Annotated in this window: 18 protein-coding genes; 6 read left to right on the plus strand and 12 right to left on the minus strand. The window is 62.9% G+C overall.

From position 1 onward, the window contains the following. Positions 1-19 precede the first annotated feature (19 nt). From frr to FJ414_RS06910, 4 genes are all read right to left on the minus strand, one after another. Entirely contained in the window at positions 20-574 is a 555-nt protein-coding gene (gene frr, locus FJ414_RS06895; RefSeq protein WP_140642694.1) for a ribosome recycling factor, read from the minus strand. A gap of 84 nt (positions 575-658) precedes the next feature. Beyond that, positions 659-1,381: a UMP kinase gene (pyrH, locus tag FJ414_RS06900; protein ID WP_095765617.1), complete on the minus strand. Its 723-nt coding sequence runs from the start codon at positions 1,379-1,381 to the stop codon at positions 659-661. A gap of 182 nt (positions 1,382-1,563) precedes the next feature. Beyond that, the gene (locus FJ414_RS06905) at positions 1,564-2,673 is read right to left on the minus strand and encodes an aldo/keto reductase (protein WP_140642696.1); all 1,110 of its coding nucleotides are present in this window, start codon (positions 2,671-2,673) and stop codon (positions 1,564-1,566) included. A gap of 36 nt (positions 2,674-2,709) precedes the next feature. Continuing rightward, the gene (locus tag FJ414_RS06910) at positions 2,710-3,237 is read right to left on the minus strand and encodes a nuclear transport factor 2 family protein (protein ID WP_140642698.1); all 528 of its coding nucleotides are present in this window, start codon (positions 3,235-3,237) and stop codon (positions 2,710-2,712) included. Positions 3,238-3,351: 114 nt separating this feature from the next. On the opposite strand from FJ414_RS06910, the gene FJ414_RS06915 reads away from it, so the two are divergent. Continuing rightward, the gene (locus FJ414_RS06915; protein WP_140642700.1) at positions 3,352-4,278 is read left to right on the plus strand and encodes a LysR family transcriptional regulator; all 927 of its coding nucleotides are present in this window, start codon (positions 3,352-3,354) and stop codon (positions 4,276-4,278) included. Positions 4,279-4,332: 54 nt separating this feature from the next. Here the strand turns inward: FJ414_RS06915 and tsf are convergent, their stop codons facing one another. From tsf to FJ414_RS06935, 4 genes are all read right to left on the minus strand, one after another. Beyond that, the gene (tsf, locus tag FJ414_RS06920; RefSeq protein ID WP_140642703.1) at positions 4,333-5,253 is read right to left on the minus strand and encodes a translation elongation factor Ts; all 921 of its coding nucleotides are present in this window, start codon (positions 5,251-5,253) and stop codon (positions 4,333-4,335) included. A gap of 119 nt (positions 5,254-5,372) precedes the next feature. After that, positions 5,373-6,152: a 30S ribosomal protein S2 gene (rpsB, locus tag FJ414_RS06925; protein ID WP_140642707.1), complete on the minus strand. Its 780-nt coding sequence runs from the start codon at positions 6,150-6,152 to the stop codon at positions 5,373-5,375. Between the two features lie 195 nt (positions 6,153-6,347). Beyond that, positions 6,348-6,626 carry a DUF4031 domain-containing protein gene (locus tag FJ414_RS06930; RefSeq protein WP_040987257.1) on the minus strand — a complete coding sequence of 93 codons (279 nt, stop codon included), beginning with the start codon at positions 6,624-6,626 and terminating at the stop codon, positions 6,348-6,350. 83 nt (positions 6,627-6,709) lie between these two features. Next, a complete protein-coding gene (locus FJ414_RS06935) occupies positions 6,710-7,540 on the minus strand; it encodes a cell envelope integrity EipB family protein (RefSeq protein ID WP_140642714.1) in 831 nt (276 codons plus the stop codon). A 139-nt stretch (positions 7,541-7,679) separates the two neighbouring features. Here FJ414_RS06935 and FJ414_RS06940 point away from each other — a divergent pair, with 139 nt between their 5' ends. The 3 genes from FJ414_RS06940 to FJ414_RS06950 all read left to right on the plus strand — a co-directional run bounded on the left by FJ414_RS06940 (position 7,680) and on the right by FJ414_RS06950 (position 10,262). Continuing rightward, positions 7,680-8,144, plus strand: a complete 465-nt coding sequence (locus tag FJ414_RS06940; RefSeq protein ID WP_140642721.1) for a RidA family protein — start codon at positions 7,680-7,682, stop codon at positions 8,142-8,144. 8 nt (positions 8,145-8,152) lie between these two features. Further along, the gene (locus FJ414_RS06945) at positions 8,153-8,881 is read left to right on the plus strand and encodes a glycerophosphodiester phosphodiesterase (protein WP_140642725.1); all 729 of its coding nucleotides are present in this window, start codon (positions 8,153-8,155) and stop codon (positions 8,879-8,881) included. Between the two features lie 166 nt (positions 8,882-9,047). Beyond that, positions 9,048-10,262, plus strand: a complete 1,215-nt coding sequence (locus tag FJ414_RS06950) for a GNAT family N-acetyltransferase (protein WP_140642728.1) — start codon at positions 9,048-9,050, stop codon at positions 10,260-10,262. Between the two features lie 10 nt (positions 10,263-10,272). On the opposite strand, the gene FJ414_RS06955 is transcribed toward FJ414_RS06950, so the two are convergent. Then, entirely contained in the window at positions 10,273-10,437 is a 165-nt protein-coding gene (locus tag FJ414_RS06955; protein ID WP_140642732.1) for a cytochrome oxidase subunit III, read from the minus strand. Between the two features lie 192 nt (positions 10,438-10,629). Between FJ414_RS06955 and FJ414_RS06960 the strand changes: the two genes are divergently transcribed. Together FJ414_RS06960 and FJ414_RS06965 are read left to right on the plus strand one after the other, a co-directional pair. Then, a complete protein-coding gene (locus tag FJ414_RS06960; protein WP_140642735.1) occupies positions 10,630-12,303 on the plus strand; it encodes a sulfatase-like hydrolase/transferase in 1,674 nt (557 codons plus the stop codon). A 65-nt stretch (positions 12,304-12,368) separates the two neighbouring features. Then, a complete protein-coding gene (locus FJ414_RS06965; protein WP_140642737.1) occupies positions 12,369-12,797 on the plus strand; it encodes an HIT family protein in 429 nt (142 codons plus the stop codon). Positions 12,798-12,809: 12 nt separating this feature from the next. Here FJ414_RS06965 and FJ414_RS06970 read toward each other — a convergent pair whose 3' ends face one another. From FJ414_RS06970 to clpS, 3 genes are all read right to left on the minus strand, one after another. Beyond that, the gene (locus FJ414_RS06970) at positions 12,810-13,436 is read right to left on the minus strand and encodes a chloramphenicol phosphotransferase (protein ID WP_140642740.1); all 627 of its coding nucleotides are present in this window, start codon (positions 13,434-13,436) and stop codon (positions 12,810-12,812) included. A gap of 64 nt (positions 13,437-13,500) precedes the next feature. Beyond that, a complete protein-coding gene (gene clpA, locus FJ414_RS06975) occupies positions 13,501-15,966 on the minus strand; it encodes an ATP-dependent Clp protease ATP-binding subunit ClpA (protein WP_140642742.1) in 2,466 nt (821 codons plus the stop codon). A 6-nt stretch (positions 15,967-15,972) separates the two neighbouring features. Then, positions 15,973-16,299, minus strand: a complete 327-nt coding sequence (clpS, locus tag FJ414_RS06980) for an ATP-dependent Clp protease adapter ClpS (RefSeq protein ID WP_040972327.1) — start codon at positions 16,297-16,299, stop codon at positions 15,973-15,975. Positions 16,300-16,424: the final 125 nt, after the last annotated feature.

The raw sequence follows: 16,424 nt of genomic DNA on the forward strand, positions 1-16,424 counted from the left end.
CGGGCCGGAAAACCCGACCCTAAACCTGCATGATTTCAGCTTCCTTATCGGAAAGCAGGTGATCGATGGTGCTGATCGTCTCGTCGGTCAGCTTCTGCACCTGGTCGGAGCGCTTGCGCTGATCGTCCTCGCTGATGGTGCCGTCCTTCTCCGCCTTCTTGAGAAAATCCATGCCGTCGCGCCGCACATGGCGCGCCGCGACGCGGGCGTTCTCGGCGTAGCCATGCGAAATCTTGACCAGTTCCTTGCGGCGCTGCTCGTTGAGCTCCGGCAGCGGAATCCTGAGATTGGTGCCGTCGACGATCGGGTTGAAGCCCAGATTGGCTTCGCGGATGGCGCGGTCGACGGCGCTGACCATCGATTTGTCCCAGACCGAGACCGAAATCATGCGCGGCTCCGGCACCGTCACATTGGCCACCTGGTTGATCGGCATCGTCGTGCCGTAGGCCTGGACCTGGACGGCATCGAGCAGGTTGCTGGACGCGCGGCCGGTGCGCAGCGAGGCCAGATCGTGCTTGAAGGCGGCGATCGCCCCGTCCATGCGTCGCTTCAGGTCTTCGAACTCGCCACTCATGATCATCTCCTCGACCCGTTCGCCGGGTTCACTGCTTGTGCCGTCGTCCCGTCCGCGGTTCCGTCTGACGGATCCCGGCCTCGGTTATTTGTCCGCGACGACCGTGCAATGGCCGCCGCCCCTCAGAATATCGCCGAAACCACCTTTTTCGTGGATCGAATAGACGATTATCGGAATGTTGTTTTCACGCGCAAGTGCAATCGCGGCGGTATCCATGATCGCAAGCCCGCGTTTGATGACTTCCGCGTGGCTGATGCGGTCGAAACGGACCGCGTTCGGGTCCTTCTTGGGATCGGCCGAATAGACCCCGTCGACCTGCGTGCCCTTGAACAGCGCATCGGCGCCGATCTCGGCGGCGCGAAGGGCCGCGGCCGAATCGGTGGTGAAGAACGGATTGCCGGTGCCGCCGGCGAAGATGACGACCTTGCCCTGGTTCATATAGGCGGTTGCCTGGCGCTGCGAAAAGCTCTCGCAAAGTTCCGGCATGGCGATCGCCGAAAGCACGACGGCGTCGACGCCGATCTTGTTGAGCGAGGTGCGCAGCGCCAGCGAATTGATGACGGTGGCGAGCATGCCCATGTGATCGCCGGTGACGCGGTCGCCGCCCTTCGAGGCCACGGCGACGCCGCGGAAGATGTTGCCGCCGCCGATGACGACGCCCACTTCGACGCCCAGCGCGCGCGCCTCGGCGATGTCGGCGGCGATGCGGTCGACCACGGAGACGTCGATGCCGAAATGCTGCTCGCCCATCAACGCTTCGCCGGAAGCTTTCAGCACGACACGTCGATAGAGGGGCTTCACCGTCATCTGGATCCTCGAATATCTCGGCGCGGCAATTTTGGAGGCAAAACCGCCCCCGCTTCATCCGGCGATGCTGTCATGACGGGTTGACCCGATACACGAAGGGCGCGGCGATGTCACGCCGCGCCCTCGTGCAAAATCCCAGGCTTTTTCGGTCAGTTGCTGCCTTTTGATCAGTTGCCGCCTCTTCAGTTGCTTGAGATGCTGACCGCCTCGCCTTCGATCATGACCGCGGGCGAATAACCGGCCGGCTTGTCGCCAGTCACGGCCCCGCCGGTCACTCGGACCTGGATTTCCGAGCCGAAATAGGAATGCGGGAACGGCGCGGGCGTGGCGCTGACCTTTTCCAGCCGCGCGCGAAGTTCTGCAGGAATCGAAAAGTCGAGCGCGCCGAGATTATCCTCGAGCTGCGCAAGCTTCGTCGCTCCGAGGATGACGGAAGCGATGCCCGGCTGCGTCGCCGCCCAGTTGAGCGCGACTTGAGCCATGCTGCGGCCGAGCTCGGCGGCCACCGTTTCGAGTTCGGCCACGATCGCCCAGTTGCGTTCGCTGAATTTCTGGAAACTCGGATGGGTGGTGTTGCGAAAACCGTCAAGCCGTCCGGCATTGCCCGCTTGTGTCGGACGGTATTTGCCGCTGAGCAGCCCGCTCGCCATTGGGCTCCACACCATGATGCCGGCGCCGTGATGCATGGCGAAGGGCACGAATTCGCGTTCGATGTCGCGTTGGGCGAGCGAATATTCGAGCTGCAGGGCGCAGATCGGCTCATAGCCGCGCAGTTCGGCGATGGCCTGCGCCCGACCGGCATACCAGCCCGGCACGTTTGACAGGCCGATGTGGCGCACCTTGCCCGCACGCACCAGGTCGTCCAGCGTGCGCAGGACTTCCTCGGCCGGCGTCAGCCTGTCCCACACATGCAGGAGATAAAGGTCGATATACGCGGTCCCGAGCCGTTTCAGCGAGGCGTCCACGGCGCGCAAGATGTTCTTGCGGCCATTGCCACCTGCATTCGGATTGCCGGGATCCGAATTCATGGTGAATTTGGTGGCAATCACGGCCTTGTCGCGCAGGCCGCGCTCGGCGACGAACTCGCCGAGCCAGGTCTCGGCGGTGCCGCCTGTATAGAGGTCGGCCGTATCGAAGAAATTGCCGCCCGCCTCGACATAGGCGTCGAACATGGCGCGGGCAGTATCCTTGTCAGCGCCCCAGCCCAATTCGGTGCCGAAGGTCATCGTGCCCAGCGCCAGCCGGCTCACTCTCAGGCCGCTGTTGCCGAGCGTGTAATAGGTCATTGTCATGGACGTCTCTCCAATTCGGGTCCGATTGACGGCGCGTTAGGAGCCGGGGGTCGCCTTGACCCAAGGATTGCCGCGCTCATGCGTCATCCGGAACGTGAAACCGTCGACCTTCCAGCCGGTGCCGGAACGCGTCAGGTGGTGCTCGTAGGTGCCCCAGACTTCCCAGAGCGGGTCGCCATTGCCTTCCATCCGGTTCCAGGCATAACCGTTGGAGCGGACCGTCGCCGCACCGGCGTCGAAGGACACCTGATGGTTGGTGCGCAGATGCAGGCTGGTCTTGCTGCCTTTGAGGTTGCCCGCCCAGGCGCCGATCAGGTCGTCCGAGGCGATGTTGGCCGCAGGCTGTCCAGACAGAGTGCTGAAGTCTGCGGTCACTCGATCCGCAAAGTAGCTGCGGGCAAGCGTCCAGTCCTGCGCGTCGACGGCACGGTCGATGGCATCGGCAATGCGGATGACGGCGCGCTCATCGGCGAGCGCCCGCCAGTCGGACGGTTCTGCCCCGCCGGCGTCGATCGGGGCCAGCGCCATGCCTGCCGCGAAAGTGATGTGCCTCAACGCATTCATCTTTTTTCTCCCTTGTGCATCAGCCCGCCGCCGACATCTGGCGACAATGTGGACCGGCGCGCCAGCAACGATAAGATTGCATTGTTCGCATGGACCATGCGATATCGTTCATGAATGGATCGCGACCTGCTTAGCCATCTTCCGGTCATCGTCGCTGTCGCGCGACGCGGCGGCTTTGCGCTTGCCGCGGCCGAGCTCGGCATGAGCGCTTCGGCGGTGAGCCACGCGGTGCGGCTGGTGGAAGAGCGCATCGGCCAACCGCTGTTTGCGCGCACGACACGCAGCGTCTCGCTGACCGAGGCAGGCAAGGCGCTGGTGGAGACGGCGGCCCCCGCCCTGCAGGACATCGCCGAGCGGATGGACCGCATCCGCGGCGTGAAGGGAAGGCCGGCCGGCCTGCTCAGGATCAACGCCTCCAACATAGCGATCCCCCTGGCGGTGACGCCGGTGGTCGCGGCCATGGCCGAACGCTATCCCGACGTGACGGTCGAGATCGTTGCCGACCAGGGACTTATCGATATCGTCGGCGAAGGTTTCGACGCCGGCATCCGGTTGGGCGAGATGATCGCGCAGGACATGGTCACCGTCAGGATGACGCCCCCGTTCAAGGCCGTGATCGTCGCCTCTCCCGCCTATGTCGGCAAGCACGGCCGTCCACGCGACGTGGCCGATCTCGCCAATCACAACTGCGTCGGCTACCGGCTGGTCCGATCGGGCGCGCTTTACCGCTGGGATTTGAACGACAGCGGCAAGGATGTCGTCGTCGAAACGCGCGGCACGGCCATCGTCACGGATTCGCTTGGCGCCATCGATCTGGCGCTGGCCGGCCTCGGGCTCGCCTACGTCTTCGAGCCGCTGGTGCGCGCCGACTTGGCGGCCGGCCGTCTCGTCCAGTTGCTGCCGCGGACGGCGATCGAGGAGCCCGGTCTTTTCCTTTACTTTCCGCGTCGCGCATCGATGGCACCGAAGCTCAGGGCCTTTATCGACACCGCACAAGAAATCGGCCGAGCATCCATGCGGACACCCGGCCGAGTTGCCTGAGCTCGTGAGCTCTTCACCTTAAGGGAAACGCCGAGCGCTCCCCTCGGATCGGAGCTATTTCTTGACCGCCGCCGCGACTTCCGCCGCGAAATCGGTCGTTTCCTTCTCGATGCCTTCGCCCAACGCGTAACGCAGATAGGCGGTGATCTTCGCCGGAGCGCCGATCTCCTTCTCGGCATCCTTCAACGCCTTCTCGACGGTGATGTCGGGATTGAGCACGAAGGCCTGCTTCAAAAGCACGACCTCTTCATAGAACTTGCGTAAGCGGCCCTCGACCATCTTCTCGATGATCGCTTCCGGCTTGCCCGACTGGCGCGCCTGATCGGAGAAGATCGCCTTCTCGCGCTCGACCAGCGCCGGGTCGACTTCCTCGGCGCTCAGCGCGACCGGGTTGCTGGCGGCGACATGCATCGCCACCTGGCGGGCAAAGGCGTTGGCCGCATGCTCGTTGCCGGTGGTCTCGATCGCGACCAGCACGCCGAGCTTGCCCAGCCCATCGGCAACCGCGTTGTGCACATAGGTCGCCACCGCGCCATGCGGCACGGTGAGCTTCGCCGAGCGGCGGAAATTGATATTCTCGCCGATGGTGCCGACCGCGTCCTTGACGGTCTCGGCGACAGTCTTGTCGGAGCCCGGATACTTGGCCGCGGCAACCGCCTCGGTCGCACCATAGGCGAGCGCGACCTTCGCGACATTGCGGACCAGTTCCTGGAACTGCTCGTTGCGGGCGACGAAATCGGTCTCGGAATTGACTTCGACAACCGCGGCCTCACGCACGCCCGCATCGACGCCGATCAGGCCCTCGGCGGCGGTGCGCCCGGCCTTCTTGTCGGCCTTCGAGATACCCTTCTTGCGCAGCCAGTCGACGGCCGCTTCCATGTCGCCGTTGGTTTCGTTCAACGCCGCCTTGCAGTCCATCATGCCCGCGCCGGTCAAGTCGCGGAGTTCTTTGACCTGTGCAGCCGAAATCGTCATTGTCGCCTCTTTGTTTCAAATGCGCCGACGCACCATCGGGACTCGATGATGCGCTCGGCAAAAGCGCTTTAGCGCGCCAATTTATTGGAAAGATGAAGGCCGGGACCCGGCCTTCCTTATTAAGCTTCCGGAGCTTGGGCAGCCGGAGTGTCGAGCGCGGGCTCGACCGGAGCCTCGGCCGAAGCGCCGATGTCGACGCCGAGCGCGCCCTGCTGGCGGGCGATGCCGTCGATGGCGGCCTTGGCGATCAGGTCGCAATAGAACTGGATGGCGCGGGCCGCGTCATCATTGCCGGGGATCGGGAAGTCGATCTTGTCCGGGTCGCAGTTCGAATCGATGATGGCCACGACTGGAATGCCCAGGCGCTTGGCCTCGAGGATCGCGATCGCTTCCTTGTTGGTGTCGATGACGAACATCAGGTCCGGCGTCGAGCCCATGTCCTTGATGCCGCCGAGAGCCTTGTTGAGCTTCTCGCGCTCGCGATCGAGGTTCAGGCGCTCTTTCTTGGTGAGGCCCTGGGCCTCGCCGGCGAGCGTCTCGTCGAGCTTGCGCAGGCGCTGGATCGAATTCGAGATCGTCTTCCAGTTGGTGAGCATGCCACCCAGCCAACGCGAGTTGACATAGTACTGGGCCGAACGCTGCGCAGCGTCGGCAACGATGTCGGACGCCTGGCGCTTGGTGCCGACGAACAGCACGCGGCCGCCCTTGGCGACAGTGTCGGACACCTGCTTCAGAGCCTGGTGCAGCAGCGGCACCGTCTGCGACAGGTCGATGATGTGAATGTTGTTGCGGGCGCCATAGATGTAAGGCGCCATCTTCGGGTTCCAGCGGTGGGTCTGGTGGCCGAAGTGAACGCCAGCTTCCAAAAGCTGGCGCATGCTGAAATCTGGCAGAGCCATTCTTTAGTTCCTTTCCGGTTGGCCTCCACGGACACAGGCATTTCGGACATATGTCCTGATGCCACCGGAGGTTTCAGCCGGATTTCTCCCGGGCAGACACCAAAGTCCGTGTGTGGAATGAGCGCGCATATAGAGGGGAAGTCTCATAAACGCAAGCCGGGAAAACGCCCTTACCTGCGGCGATCCGCCCAAATCTCAGCGTTTTACCTTGCCGTTCGGCACCCTGACGCGGCGAAAGATCGCGACGATTTCCTCGCGGCTGCATTCGATGGCGCCAAGCCGAACCGCGCGATCGCGCTCGAAGCCGGTGATGTCGTAATGCGGCGCCGACGTCTTGGGCGGCCCTTGATAGGAGGAAAGCTTGAGGCCGAGTTCGGTGGCGAAGCGATGCAGCTCGTCCGTGTCGTCGGCAAGGAGATGGCACCAGCGGTGGCCGGCCCATTTCCAGATCGCCGCGTCGACATAGACCGCCATCATGCTCGCCGCATTTGGTGAGCCTCACACATGGCGTTCGCAAGCCAGGCGTGCAAGCTGGGTCGGCTACCGTCGAAGCGCTGCTATTTCGACGCCGGGCAAGGCTTGGTCTGGTCGAACAACGACAGGTTCACCAGCTTGCCGGTCATCGAGAAGTCGCCATAGTCCATGACGAGGTCGCGAGTGATGCCGTTCTCGTGCAGCTTGAAGCTGATCCGGTACTCCGGCACCTCCTCGCCGCTTTTGTCGGTATCGTCGAAATAGGCAATGTCGACCGGCCAGTATTTGTCGGAGGCGAGCTTGGCCAGCGCCGGCGCTTCCGGATCCGTCTTTTCTGCGTCCGTCTTCTTGCCGACGATGACGGTGGTGGTCATCACCTTGTTGGCATCCTCTGAACCGTCGAACAGATTGGTCTGGTAGAAATTCTCGCCCTTCTCGGCCTTGCCGATCAGCTCGACCAGATGCTGGGTCGGAAACTGCGTCGCCGCGAGATCGAGGCTGCTCTTCTCCGGCTTGTCGATATCGACCTTCAGGCCCTTCGCTTCCCTGGTCGCCGTGCCCTTGACTTCCTTGTCGAGGTTCTGGTCGACAAAGGATTTCGTCACGAAGGAAAAGGTCTTGCCTTCGGCGTCCTCGAAAGTCGTCGTCTGCTGGTCGGTCAGCCTGGTGTTGTCGTTGGTGACGATCTGCGTGACGAAGCGGAACTTGACCGTATAACCTTCGCAGGCCGAGCCATTGAACTCGTAGACCATGCGGCCGGTGATGCCGGTAATGCCTGAACGGTCGGAGGCCTTGCTGAGCGTGAGATCGTAGACGGCGCGATGCGCCTGCAGCGCGGGCACCGCAAAGGCCGGCGCCATCGGAAGCGCCGCCGAAAAACAGGCGGCGGCGAGGAAAAGGCGCGTTGCGCGCATGCGTTACTCCGATCGTCGCGGCCGGGGGGCAGGCCGCAGGGAAAGATGGTCCAGCTTAAAAAAAGTCGTGGCGGAAGCGAGGCAAAAATAGCAATTTCGGCCCCGCCAACGCGGCGTCTTCCAGCAATAGGGAAAACCAATGAGCGAAACAATCGAAAAGCGGCTAAGCGATCTTGGCGTCACCCTTCCGGCCGCCGCCGCGCCCGCCGCCAACTACGTGCCCTATTGCCGCACCGGCAACACGCTGTTCACCGCCGGCCAGCTGCCGCTGAAGGACGGCAAGTTGCAGGCAAGCGGGTTGCTCGGCCGCGACATCGACACGGCCGCCGGCAAGGAAGGCGCAAAATTCTGCGCCATCAACATCCTGGCGCATGCCAAGGCAGCACTCGGCGACCTCGAAAAAATTAGCCGCCTGGTCAAGATCACCGTCTTCGTCGCCTCCGCGCCGGATTTCGTCGAACAGCATCTTGTCGCCAACGGCGCCTCCGACTTCCTGGTCGCGGTACTCGGCGAGCGCGGCAAGCACGCCCGTTCCGCCGTCGGCACCGCCTCGCTGCCGCTCAACGCCGCGGTCGAGATCGAAGCGATCTTCGAAGTCGAGTGAGGTTCAAGATGACCGATCTTTCCTGGCTGATCGCGCAGCCTGTCGCGCATCGCGGCTTCCACGACATGAACAAGACGCGCTGGGAAAACACGCTGTCGGCCTTCGCCGCGGCGGCCGAGCGCGGCTATGCCATCGAATGCGACGTGCATATCTCGTCGGACGGCGTCCCGGTCATCATCCATGACGGCGATCTGAAACGGCTGACCGGCCAGGACGGCTTCGTCTGGCAGCGCACCGCGGCCGAACTGGCGACGCTCAAGATCGGCGGCACCAAGGACCACGTGCCGACGCTCAAGGAAGCGCTCGACCTGATCGACGGCCGCGTGCCGCTGGTGGTCGAGCTGAAAGGCGTTCCTGGCCATGATGCCAGGCTGGTGGCGAGCGTCGGTCAGCTGCTCAAGCGCTACAAGGGCAAGGTGGCGATCATGTCGTTCGATCACTGGCTGATCCGCGACTTCGCCAAGGACGCGCCGGGTATCCCCGGCGGGCTGACCGCCTATGGCAGGGACAACCAGTTGATCGAGGCGCATTTCGCCATGCTCGCGCACGACCTCGCCTTCACCTCTTACGCCGCTGGCGACCTGCCCAACCCCTTCGTCAGCTTCGTGCGCGAAAAGCTGAAAATGCCGGTCATCACCTGGACCGTGCACGACCAGCCGGCGGTCGACCTCACCTTCAAATATGCCGATCAGATGACCTTCGAGGGTTTCGAACCCGATCTGGTCAAGGTCGCCTAGAGCCGGATGATTTCAGGTCAAACGACCTGAAATCTGATCGCCTCTAATCAATCTAAAGAGAGAGCATGATGTCGTCCGAAAACCGCTTGACACTTTTCGGCATCATGCTCTCGGGAATGCCCGAAACGTGACTTGTAGCAGCCCTGAGGACGCTTAAATAAGCCCCATGGATCAGGGCGACGACGACGATGGACGGGCAGCGAACGCGGATTACGCGATCCGCGTCGCGGCGGGTATCGGCGCCTTCACCTGCGTGGAGTGGGACGGCTTTGCCGGAACCACGCGCGGCGACAAAGAAAACGGCTACAACCCGCTGGTTTCATTCGCTTTTCTAAGCGCATTGGAAGATTCTGGATGCGCCGTCCGGCGCACCGGCTGGCAGGGCCATCACCTGCGGTTGGAAACGGCGCAAGGCAGGCTTCTCGGCGCCGTCCCCTGTTATCTCAAATCGCACAGCCAGGGCGAATATGTCTTCGACCATGGCTGGTCGGACGCCTTCGAGCGCGCCGGTGGCCGCTACTATCCCAAACTGCAATGCTCGGTGCCGTTCACGCCGGTCACCGGCCCTCGCCTTCTGGTCGGCAAAGGCGAGAATGAAGGTGCCGTGAGAGCCGGACTGGCGGAAGGCCTGAAACTCGTGACCGACAAGCTCGGCGTCTCTTCCGCGCATGTCACCTTCGCCAACGAGCCTGATGTCGCGACGCTGGAAGCGGCGGGCTTCCTGCATCGCACCGACCAGCAGTTCCATTTCTTCAACGAAGGCTTTTCGAACTATGATGACTTCCTCGCCACGCTTGCCTCGCGCAAGCGCAAGGCGATGAAGAAGGAGCGTCGTGAGGCGCTTGCCGACGGCATCTCGATCGATTGGTTGACCGGCAAGGACATCACCGAAAGCGCCTGGGACGATTTCTTCGCCTTCTACACGGATACCGGCGGCAGGAAATGGGGCCGGCCCTATCTCAACCGGCAGTTCTTCTCCCTGATCGGCGAGCGCATGGCCGATGACATTCTTCTGGTGATGGCCAAGCGCAACGGCCGCTACATTGCCGGCGCCATCAACTTCATCGGTTCCGACGCGCTTTATGGGCGCAACTGGGGCTGCATCGAGGACCACCCCTTCCTGCATTTCGAGGTCTGCTATCATCAGGCAATCGACTTCGCCATCGAGCGCAAGCTCAAGGTGGTGGAGGCCGGCGCGCAGGGCGAACACAAGCTGGCGCGCGGCTACCGGCCCGTGACCATGCATTCGGCGCACTACATTTCGCATCCCGGTCTGCGCAATGCCGTCGCCGACTATCTTAGGCGGGAGCGGCGCGAAGTCGAGCGCATGGGCGAGTATCTCGAAGAGCACACGCCCTTCCGCAAGGACCTCGCAGAATAAGGTCTAGCGGTCAGTGCGGCTTTCGGGCGGCGATCGGAACCAGGAACGAAAAGCAGGCGACCAGGAACAGCACCGCGCCGGCAAGCGCCAGCAAATCGCCCGCGCGCCATGCCGCGGCGATGAAAAACAGCGCCGACACGATGAACAGCAGCCAACCGGCGACGATCCACTTCATGATTGCTCCGTCCTAGATTGCCGCATCAGACGACAAATGTCGGTTCTCAAGCAATAGCAGAGCCTGCCGTCGACAGCTGCCTATAATATTGGCCAAGCAACGAAGCCGGCTCAACGCCTGCTGTTTACCGGATTGGTGGAATCCGCTAAGTCATCGCCAGGGGCATTGGTGCGCGAGCACCTTGGGGTTGGCATGCTGTTTTGGGCATCTTGGGGCGTCGGGCAATGGCTCGGTGTGGCGGGGCTTGCGGCCGCGCTGCTGTTGACCGTCCGGCTCGAAGGCAAGCCGGGAACCTGGCCTCTCGGCTTTTCCACCTTCTTCCTTCTCTTTGCTTTCCTGCACCTGGTTTTTCCAGGCGCGATCGTCGCGCTCTGGATGACGCTCATGCTGACGGCCATCATCGGCATCGCCTCGAAGCTGAAATACCGCTATCTCGGCTTCAATCTTCTGGCCGGAGATCTCTACCATCTGGCCGCGAGCAGTTGGCGCAGCGTCTTTGTCGACAATGCCCGAATGGCGATCCCGGCTCTCTTCGCCGGAGCGGCGATCGCTGCGGTCGCCATGCTTGTCGACATAACTCTGGTGGAACAGGCGACGTCGCTCTCGCTGCGCCTCGCGATTTTCGCCCTAGCCGTGCTGATCTACGTGGCAGTCTATCGGTTGAGCGGCGGAGCGCCTCGTTTCCGCTTCGACCTGCTCACCAGGGATCGCGCGCATCTCTCCGCCTTCGTGGCGTCGTGGCTCGGCGCGGGACCTTCGCAACGGCCGGGCTTCGTTGACATCGCTCACGATCCGCTGCCGTTTCTGCCGCCTGTGCCGGCTAAGCGGGATAACGGCGAGGCTCGACCGCACATCTTCATGGTCCTGCACGAATCGACATTTGATCCGAGGCACCATGGCGTGCCGATCAACCGTGCTTTCGAGCAATTCTTCTCGCCCGCAAACGGTCTGTCTGGGGCTTTGCATGTCGATGTTTTCGGCGGCAGCACGCTGCAGACCGAATTCTCGGTGCTGACCGGCCTGTCCTCGCTTTCCTTCGGCAACGACAGCCGCTTCGTCTTTCATCTGCTGGCTGGGCGGGTGCGCCACTCATTGCCCTCGGTGCTTTCAGGCATGGGGTACCATGTGTCGCATGTGAGCTGCGATCGTCCCAACTTCGTCAATTGCGATCGCTTCTATAAATCGATCGGGTTCGAGGAGGTCGCCTATGCCGCGACCTTGCCGCCGCCCTTCGATCTGGAGCGCTGGCGTCGCGAGCGCCATGACGAACAGCTTTACAGCCATGCTCTGAACCGGATTGCGGACCGCTTGGGAAGCGAGAGGCCCTGTTTCCTCTCGATAATGACGCTGATGAACCACGGCGATCACCGTCGCCGCATCTTTCCGCCCGAGCTTCAGGCCGATATCCGCCGTGAAGCCGTCGCGCTGAGCGGCAATGAGAATTACGGCGAATATGCCGTGCGGCTGGCAGAAAGCGTCGAGGCCTATGCCGCGTTTCGCGGACAACTCGAAACCGCGCTGAATGGCCGGCCAGCCATCGTCGTGCGTTATGGCGATCACCAGCCGTCATTCACAGCCGCCCTCACCGGCCTGCCGCCTTCCGACAGAGCCTTGCACAAGACCTTCTACGCGATCGAGGCGATCAACAGCGCTTTGCCCGCCGATCTGGCCGCTCCTGCCATGCTCGACGCGGCATTCCTGTCGACATTGACCATGTCCGCCGCGCGTCTGCCGCTCGATCCGGTATTCGCGACCAGGACGGCCCTTCTGGCTGACTGTGCCGCTCGCTATTTCGCAAGCGAGTCCGTGCGCAAGAAGCGCTTCCACCGGGCTCTTGTCGAAGCGGGCATGGTCGATCTCGCCTGAGCGCCTTGCCGCCCATCGGCGGCTTCGCTACACCGGACGGCGAATGCAATTGGGAGTGTCACCCCATGGCCGAAGCCTATGATCCCGGCAACATCTTCGCGAAAATCCTGCGCGGCGAGATTCCCTCGCACCGCGTCTACGAGGACGACGCGGTCGTCGCCTTCATGGATGTGATGCCGCAAGGCATGGGCCACACGCTGGTGGTGCCCAAGGCGCCGTCGCGCAACATGCTCGACGCCGATCCGGCAACGCTCGGCCCATTATTCGGCGTGGCGCAGAAAGTTGCGGTCGCGGTGAAAAAGGCCTTCAACGCCGACGGCGTCACCTTGATGCAGTTCAACGAACCGGCCTCCGGGCAGACCGTCTATCATCTCCATGTCCATGTCGTTCCGCGCTTCGAGGGCGTACCGTTGAAGCCGCATTCGGGCCAGATGGAGAAGCCGGAGGTGCTGGCCGAGAACGCCGGCAAGATCCGGGCAGCGCTGGGAAGCTGAACGGACCGGCGCTCAGGCGGTCGGCAAATTCGCCAATGTGTGGAAAGCCATTGGCGCTGGTCCCGCGATGAGCCTCTCGCGGATCGACCCCGCGCATGCCCGCGGGCTGAGCAACGACGTATCGACTTCCAGGTCGTAGAGGCCGGGCTTGTGCACCTCTTCCTGCCAGCGGCGGACGGGCAGCGGCATGGGATCGTCGTCCGTTCCAATGACATATGGTGTACCGGCCCCACCTGCTGCGCGCCTTCGCAACACCTCGTCGATCGGGCAGCGGACGCCGACGAGCAGCACCGGCAGGCCGGCCAGGCGTCGCGCACAATGGGGAAGGATGTTCAGCGATCTGGAATAGGCGTCGTGATGACCGATATCGACGACGACATTGAGTCCCAGCCGGCTGTGAGCGGCGATCGAAACGTAAAGCGCGGCGTAAAGCAGCGGCACGAAAGCCTCGATGTCGGGGCGTTCGCCACCGGGACGCAGGCCGATACCCGGGCGCAGCCGCGGCGGCGTGGCTTGGGCGCAGGCGTCGACGCCGAGATTGATCCACACACCCTCGAATGTCTCCTGGATCGCCGCGGCGATGCTCGATTTTCCCGAGCGCGGCGCGCCGTTGAGGATGATGATCTGTCCGGCTTCCAAGCGGTGCTCCTTTCAACGAAAAAGGCCCCGTTTCCGGGGCCTTTGTATTTCAAGCGAGGGCTTGTCAGCCCTTGCGCGGCAGTTGCGGCACAAGGCTGCGCTTGTTGCCGTCCTTGCCTTTCGGCTCCTGCTTCTGCGCCACCGCCTTCTTGGGCGCAGGCTTCTTGGCGACCGCCTTTTTCGGCTTCGGCGCGTCTTCCGGCTCTTCCTTCTTCGGCTGCACCGGCGACTCGTCGGCGAGTGATTCGAGCTTCAGGCCGGACTCGCCGGTTTCCTTCTTCTCGACGGTGACGCGCACCGTGCCGCCCTTCTTGAGCTTGCCGAACAGCACCTCGTCGGCCAGGGGCTTCTTGATGTGCTCCTGGATGACGCGGCCGAGCGGACGCGCGCCCATGCGCTCGTCGTAACCCTTGTCGGCCAGCCAGGCGATCGCGTCCGGCGACAGGTCGAAGGTAACGCCACGCTCGGACAGCTGCGCCTCGAGCTGCATGACGAACTTCTGCACCACCTGATGGATGACCGGCACCGGCAACGAGCCGAACGGGATGATAGCGTCCAGACGGTTGCGGAACTCCGGCGTGAACAGCCGGTTGATCGCTTCGACGTCGTCGCCTTCGCGCTTGGTCGAGCCGAAGCCGATCGCCGCGCGCTGCGCATCCGACGCGCCCGCATTGGTGGTCATGATCAGGATCACATTGCGGAAGTCGATCTGCTTGCCGTTGTGGTCGGTCAGCTTGCCGTGGTCCATCACCTGCAGCAGGATGTTGAACAGGTCCGGATGCGCCTTCTCGACCTCGTCAAGCAGCAGCACGCAGTGCGGATGCTGGTCGACGCCGTCGGTCAGCAAGCCGCCCTGGTCGAAGCCGACATAGCCGGGAGGCGCGCCGATCAGCCGCGAGACGGTGTGGCGTTCCATATATTCCGACATGTCGAAGCGGATCAGCTCGACGCCAAGCGAGGCGGCAAGCTGCTTGGCCACTTCCGTCTTGCCGACGCCGGTTGGCCCTGAGAACAGATAGGAGCCGATTGGCTTCTCCGGTTCGCGCAGGCCGGCGCGCGCCAGCTTGATCGCCGAGGTCAGCGCGGTGATGGCCGTATCCTGGCCGTAGACGACGCGCTTCAGCTCGATATCGAGGCCCTGCAGCACCTTCTCGTCATCGGCCGAGACGGTCTTCGGCGGGATGCGCGCCATGGTGGCGATCGTCGCCTCGATCTCCCTGATGCCGATCGTCTTCTTGCGCTTGGCTTCCGGCACCAGCATCTGCGAGGCGCCGGTCTCGTCGATCACGTCGATCGCCTTGTCCGGCAGCTTGCGGTCGTTGATGTAGCGCGCCGACAGCTCGACCGAGGCCTTGATGGCTTCGCTCGTGTAGCGGACCTTGTGGAACTCCTCGAAATAGGGTTTCAGGCCCTTCATGATCTCGATGGCGTCCTCGATGGTCGGCTCGTTGACGTCGATCTTCTGGAAGCGCCGCACCAGCGCGCGGTCCTTCTCGAAGAACTGGCGGAACTCCTTGTAGGTGGTCGAGCCGATGCAGCGGATGGCGCCGGACGACAGCGCCGGCTTCAGAAGGTTCGATGCATCCATGGCGCCGCCCGAAGTGGCGCCCGCCCCGATCACCGTGTGGATCTCGTCGATGAACAGCACAGCGCCCGGATAATCCTCGAGCTCCTTGACGACCTGCTTCAGCCGCTCCTCGAAGTCGCCGCGATAGCGGGTGCCGGCCAAGAGCGTGCCCATGTCGAGCGCGAAAATGGTGGCGTCCTGCAGCACTTCAGGCACGTCGCCTTCGACGATGCGCTTGGCGAGGCCTTCGGCGATCGCCGTCTTGCCGACGCCGGGGTCGCCGACATAGAGCGGGTTGTTCTTGGAACGGCGGCACAGCACCTGGATGGTGCGGTTGATCTCGCTGTCGCGGCCGATCAGCGGGTCGATCTTGCCGGCCCGCGCCTTGTTGTTGAGATTGACGCAGTAGGCCGTCAGCGCGTCCTGCTGCTTCTTCTTGCCGCCCTCTTCCTGCGGCTCGGCGCCATTCTGGCCGCCCTGCTCGTCCTCGGCGCCGCGCGGCGTGCGCGACTCCGAAGCGCCCGGGCGCTTGGCAATGCCATGCGAGATGTAATTGACCGCGTCGTAGCGGGTCATCTGCTGTTCCTGCAGGAAATAGGCGGCGTGGCTCTCGCGCTCGGCGAAGATGGCGACGAGCACGTTGGCGCCGGACACTTCCTCGCGGCCGGACGACTGCACATGGATCACAGCGCGCTGGATGACGCGCTGGAAACCTGCCGTCGGCTTCGAATCCTCGTCGTAACCGGTGACGAGGTTGTCGAGCTCGGTGTCGATATAGGTGAGAACCGTATGCTTGAGCTCGTCGAGATCAACGTTGCAGGCACGCATGACGGCGGCCGCCTCGGTGTCGTCGATCAGGGCGAGCAGCAAATGTTCGAGCGTCGCATACTCATGATGCCGCTCGTTGGCGAATGTCAGCGCCTGATGTAGCGCCTTTTCCAGGCCTTGGGAGAAAGCCGGCATGTTACCTCACTTCTTCTCCATCACGCATTGCAGCGGATGCTGATTCTGTCGGGCGAAATCCATGACCTGGGACACTTTGGTCTCGGCCACCTCGAATGTGTAGACACCGCACTCGCCCACTCCATGATTGTGAACATGAAGCATGATGCGTGTGGCGGCCTCGCGGTCCTTTTGGAAAAACCGCTCCAGGACGTGAACGACGAACTCCATCGGCGTGTAGTCGTCGTTCAGAATGAGGACCCGGTAGAGACTGGGCTTCTTGGTCTTGGTTTTGGTGCGCGTGATGACAGCGGTGCCGCGACCGGGATCGTTGCGGTCTCCGTCACTTTGCATTCGCACCACGCCTGCCGTGGCAGTCAAACCGATCGTCACGTAGTCCAGCCTTTTCGAATCCTCATGCGAGTTCAACATGTAGGTTCTCGATGAACGATTTTAAGCCCTTCTGTTTAGCTGACAAT

The organism is Mesorhizobium sp. B3-1-6 (assembly GCF_006439555.1).
GTDB lineage: Bacteria > Pseudomonadota > Alphaproteobacteria > Rhizobiales > Rhizobiaceae > Mesorhizobium.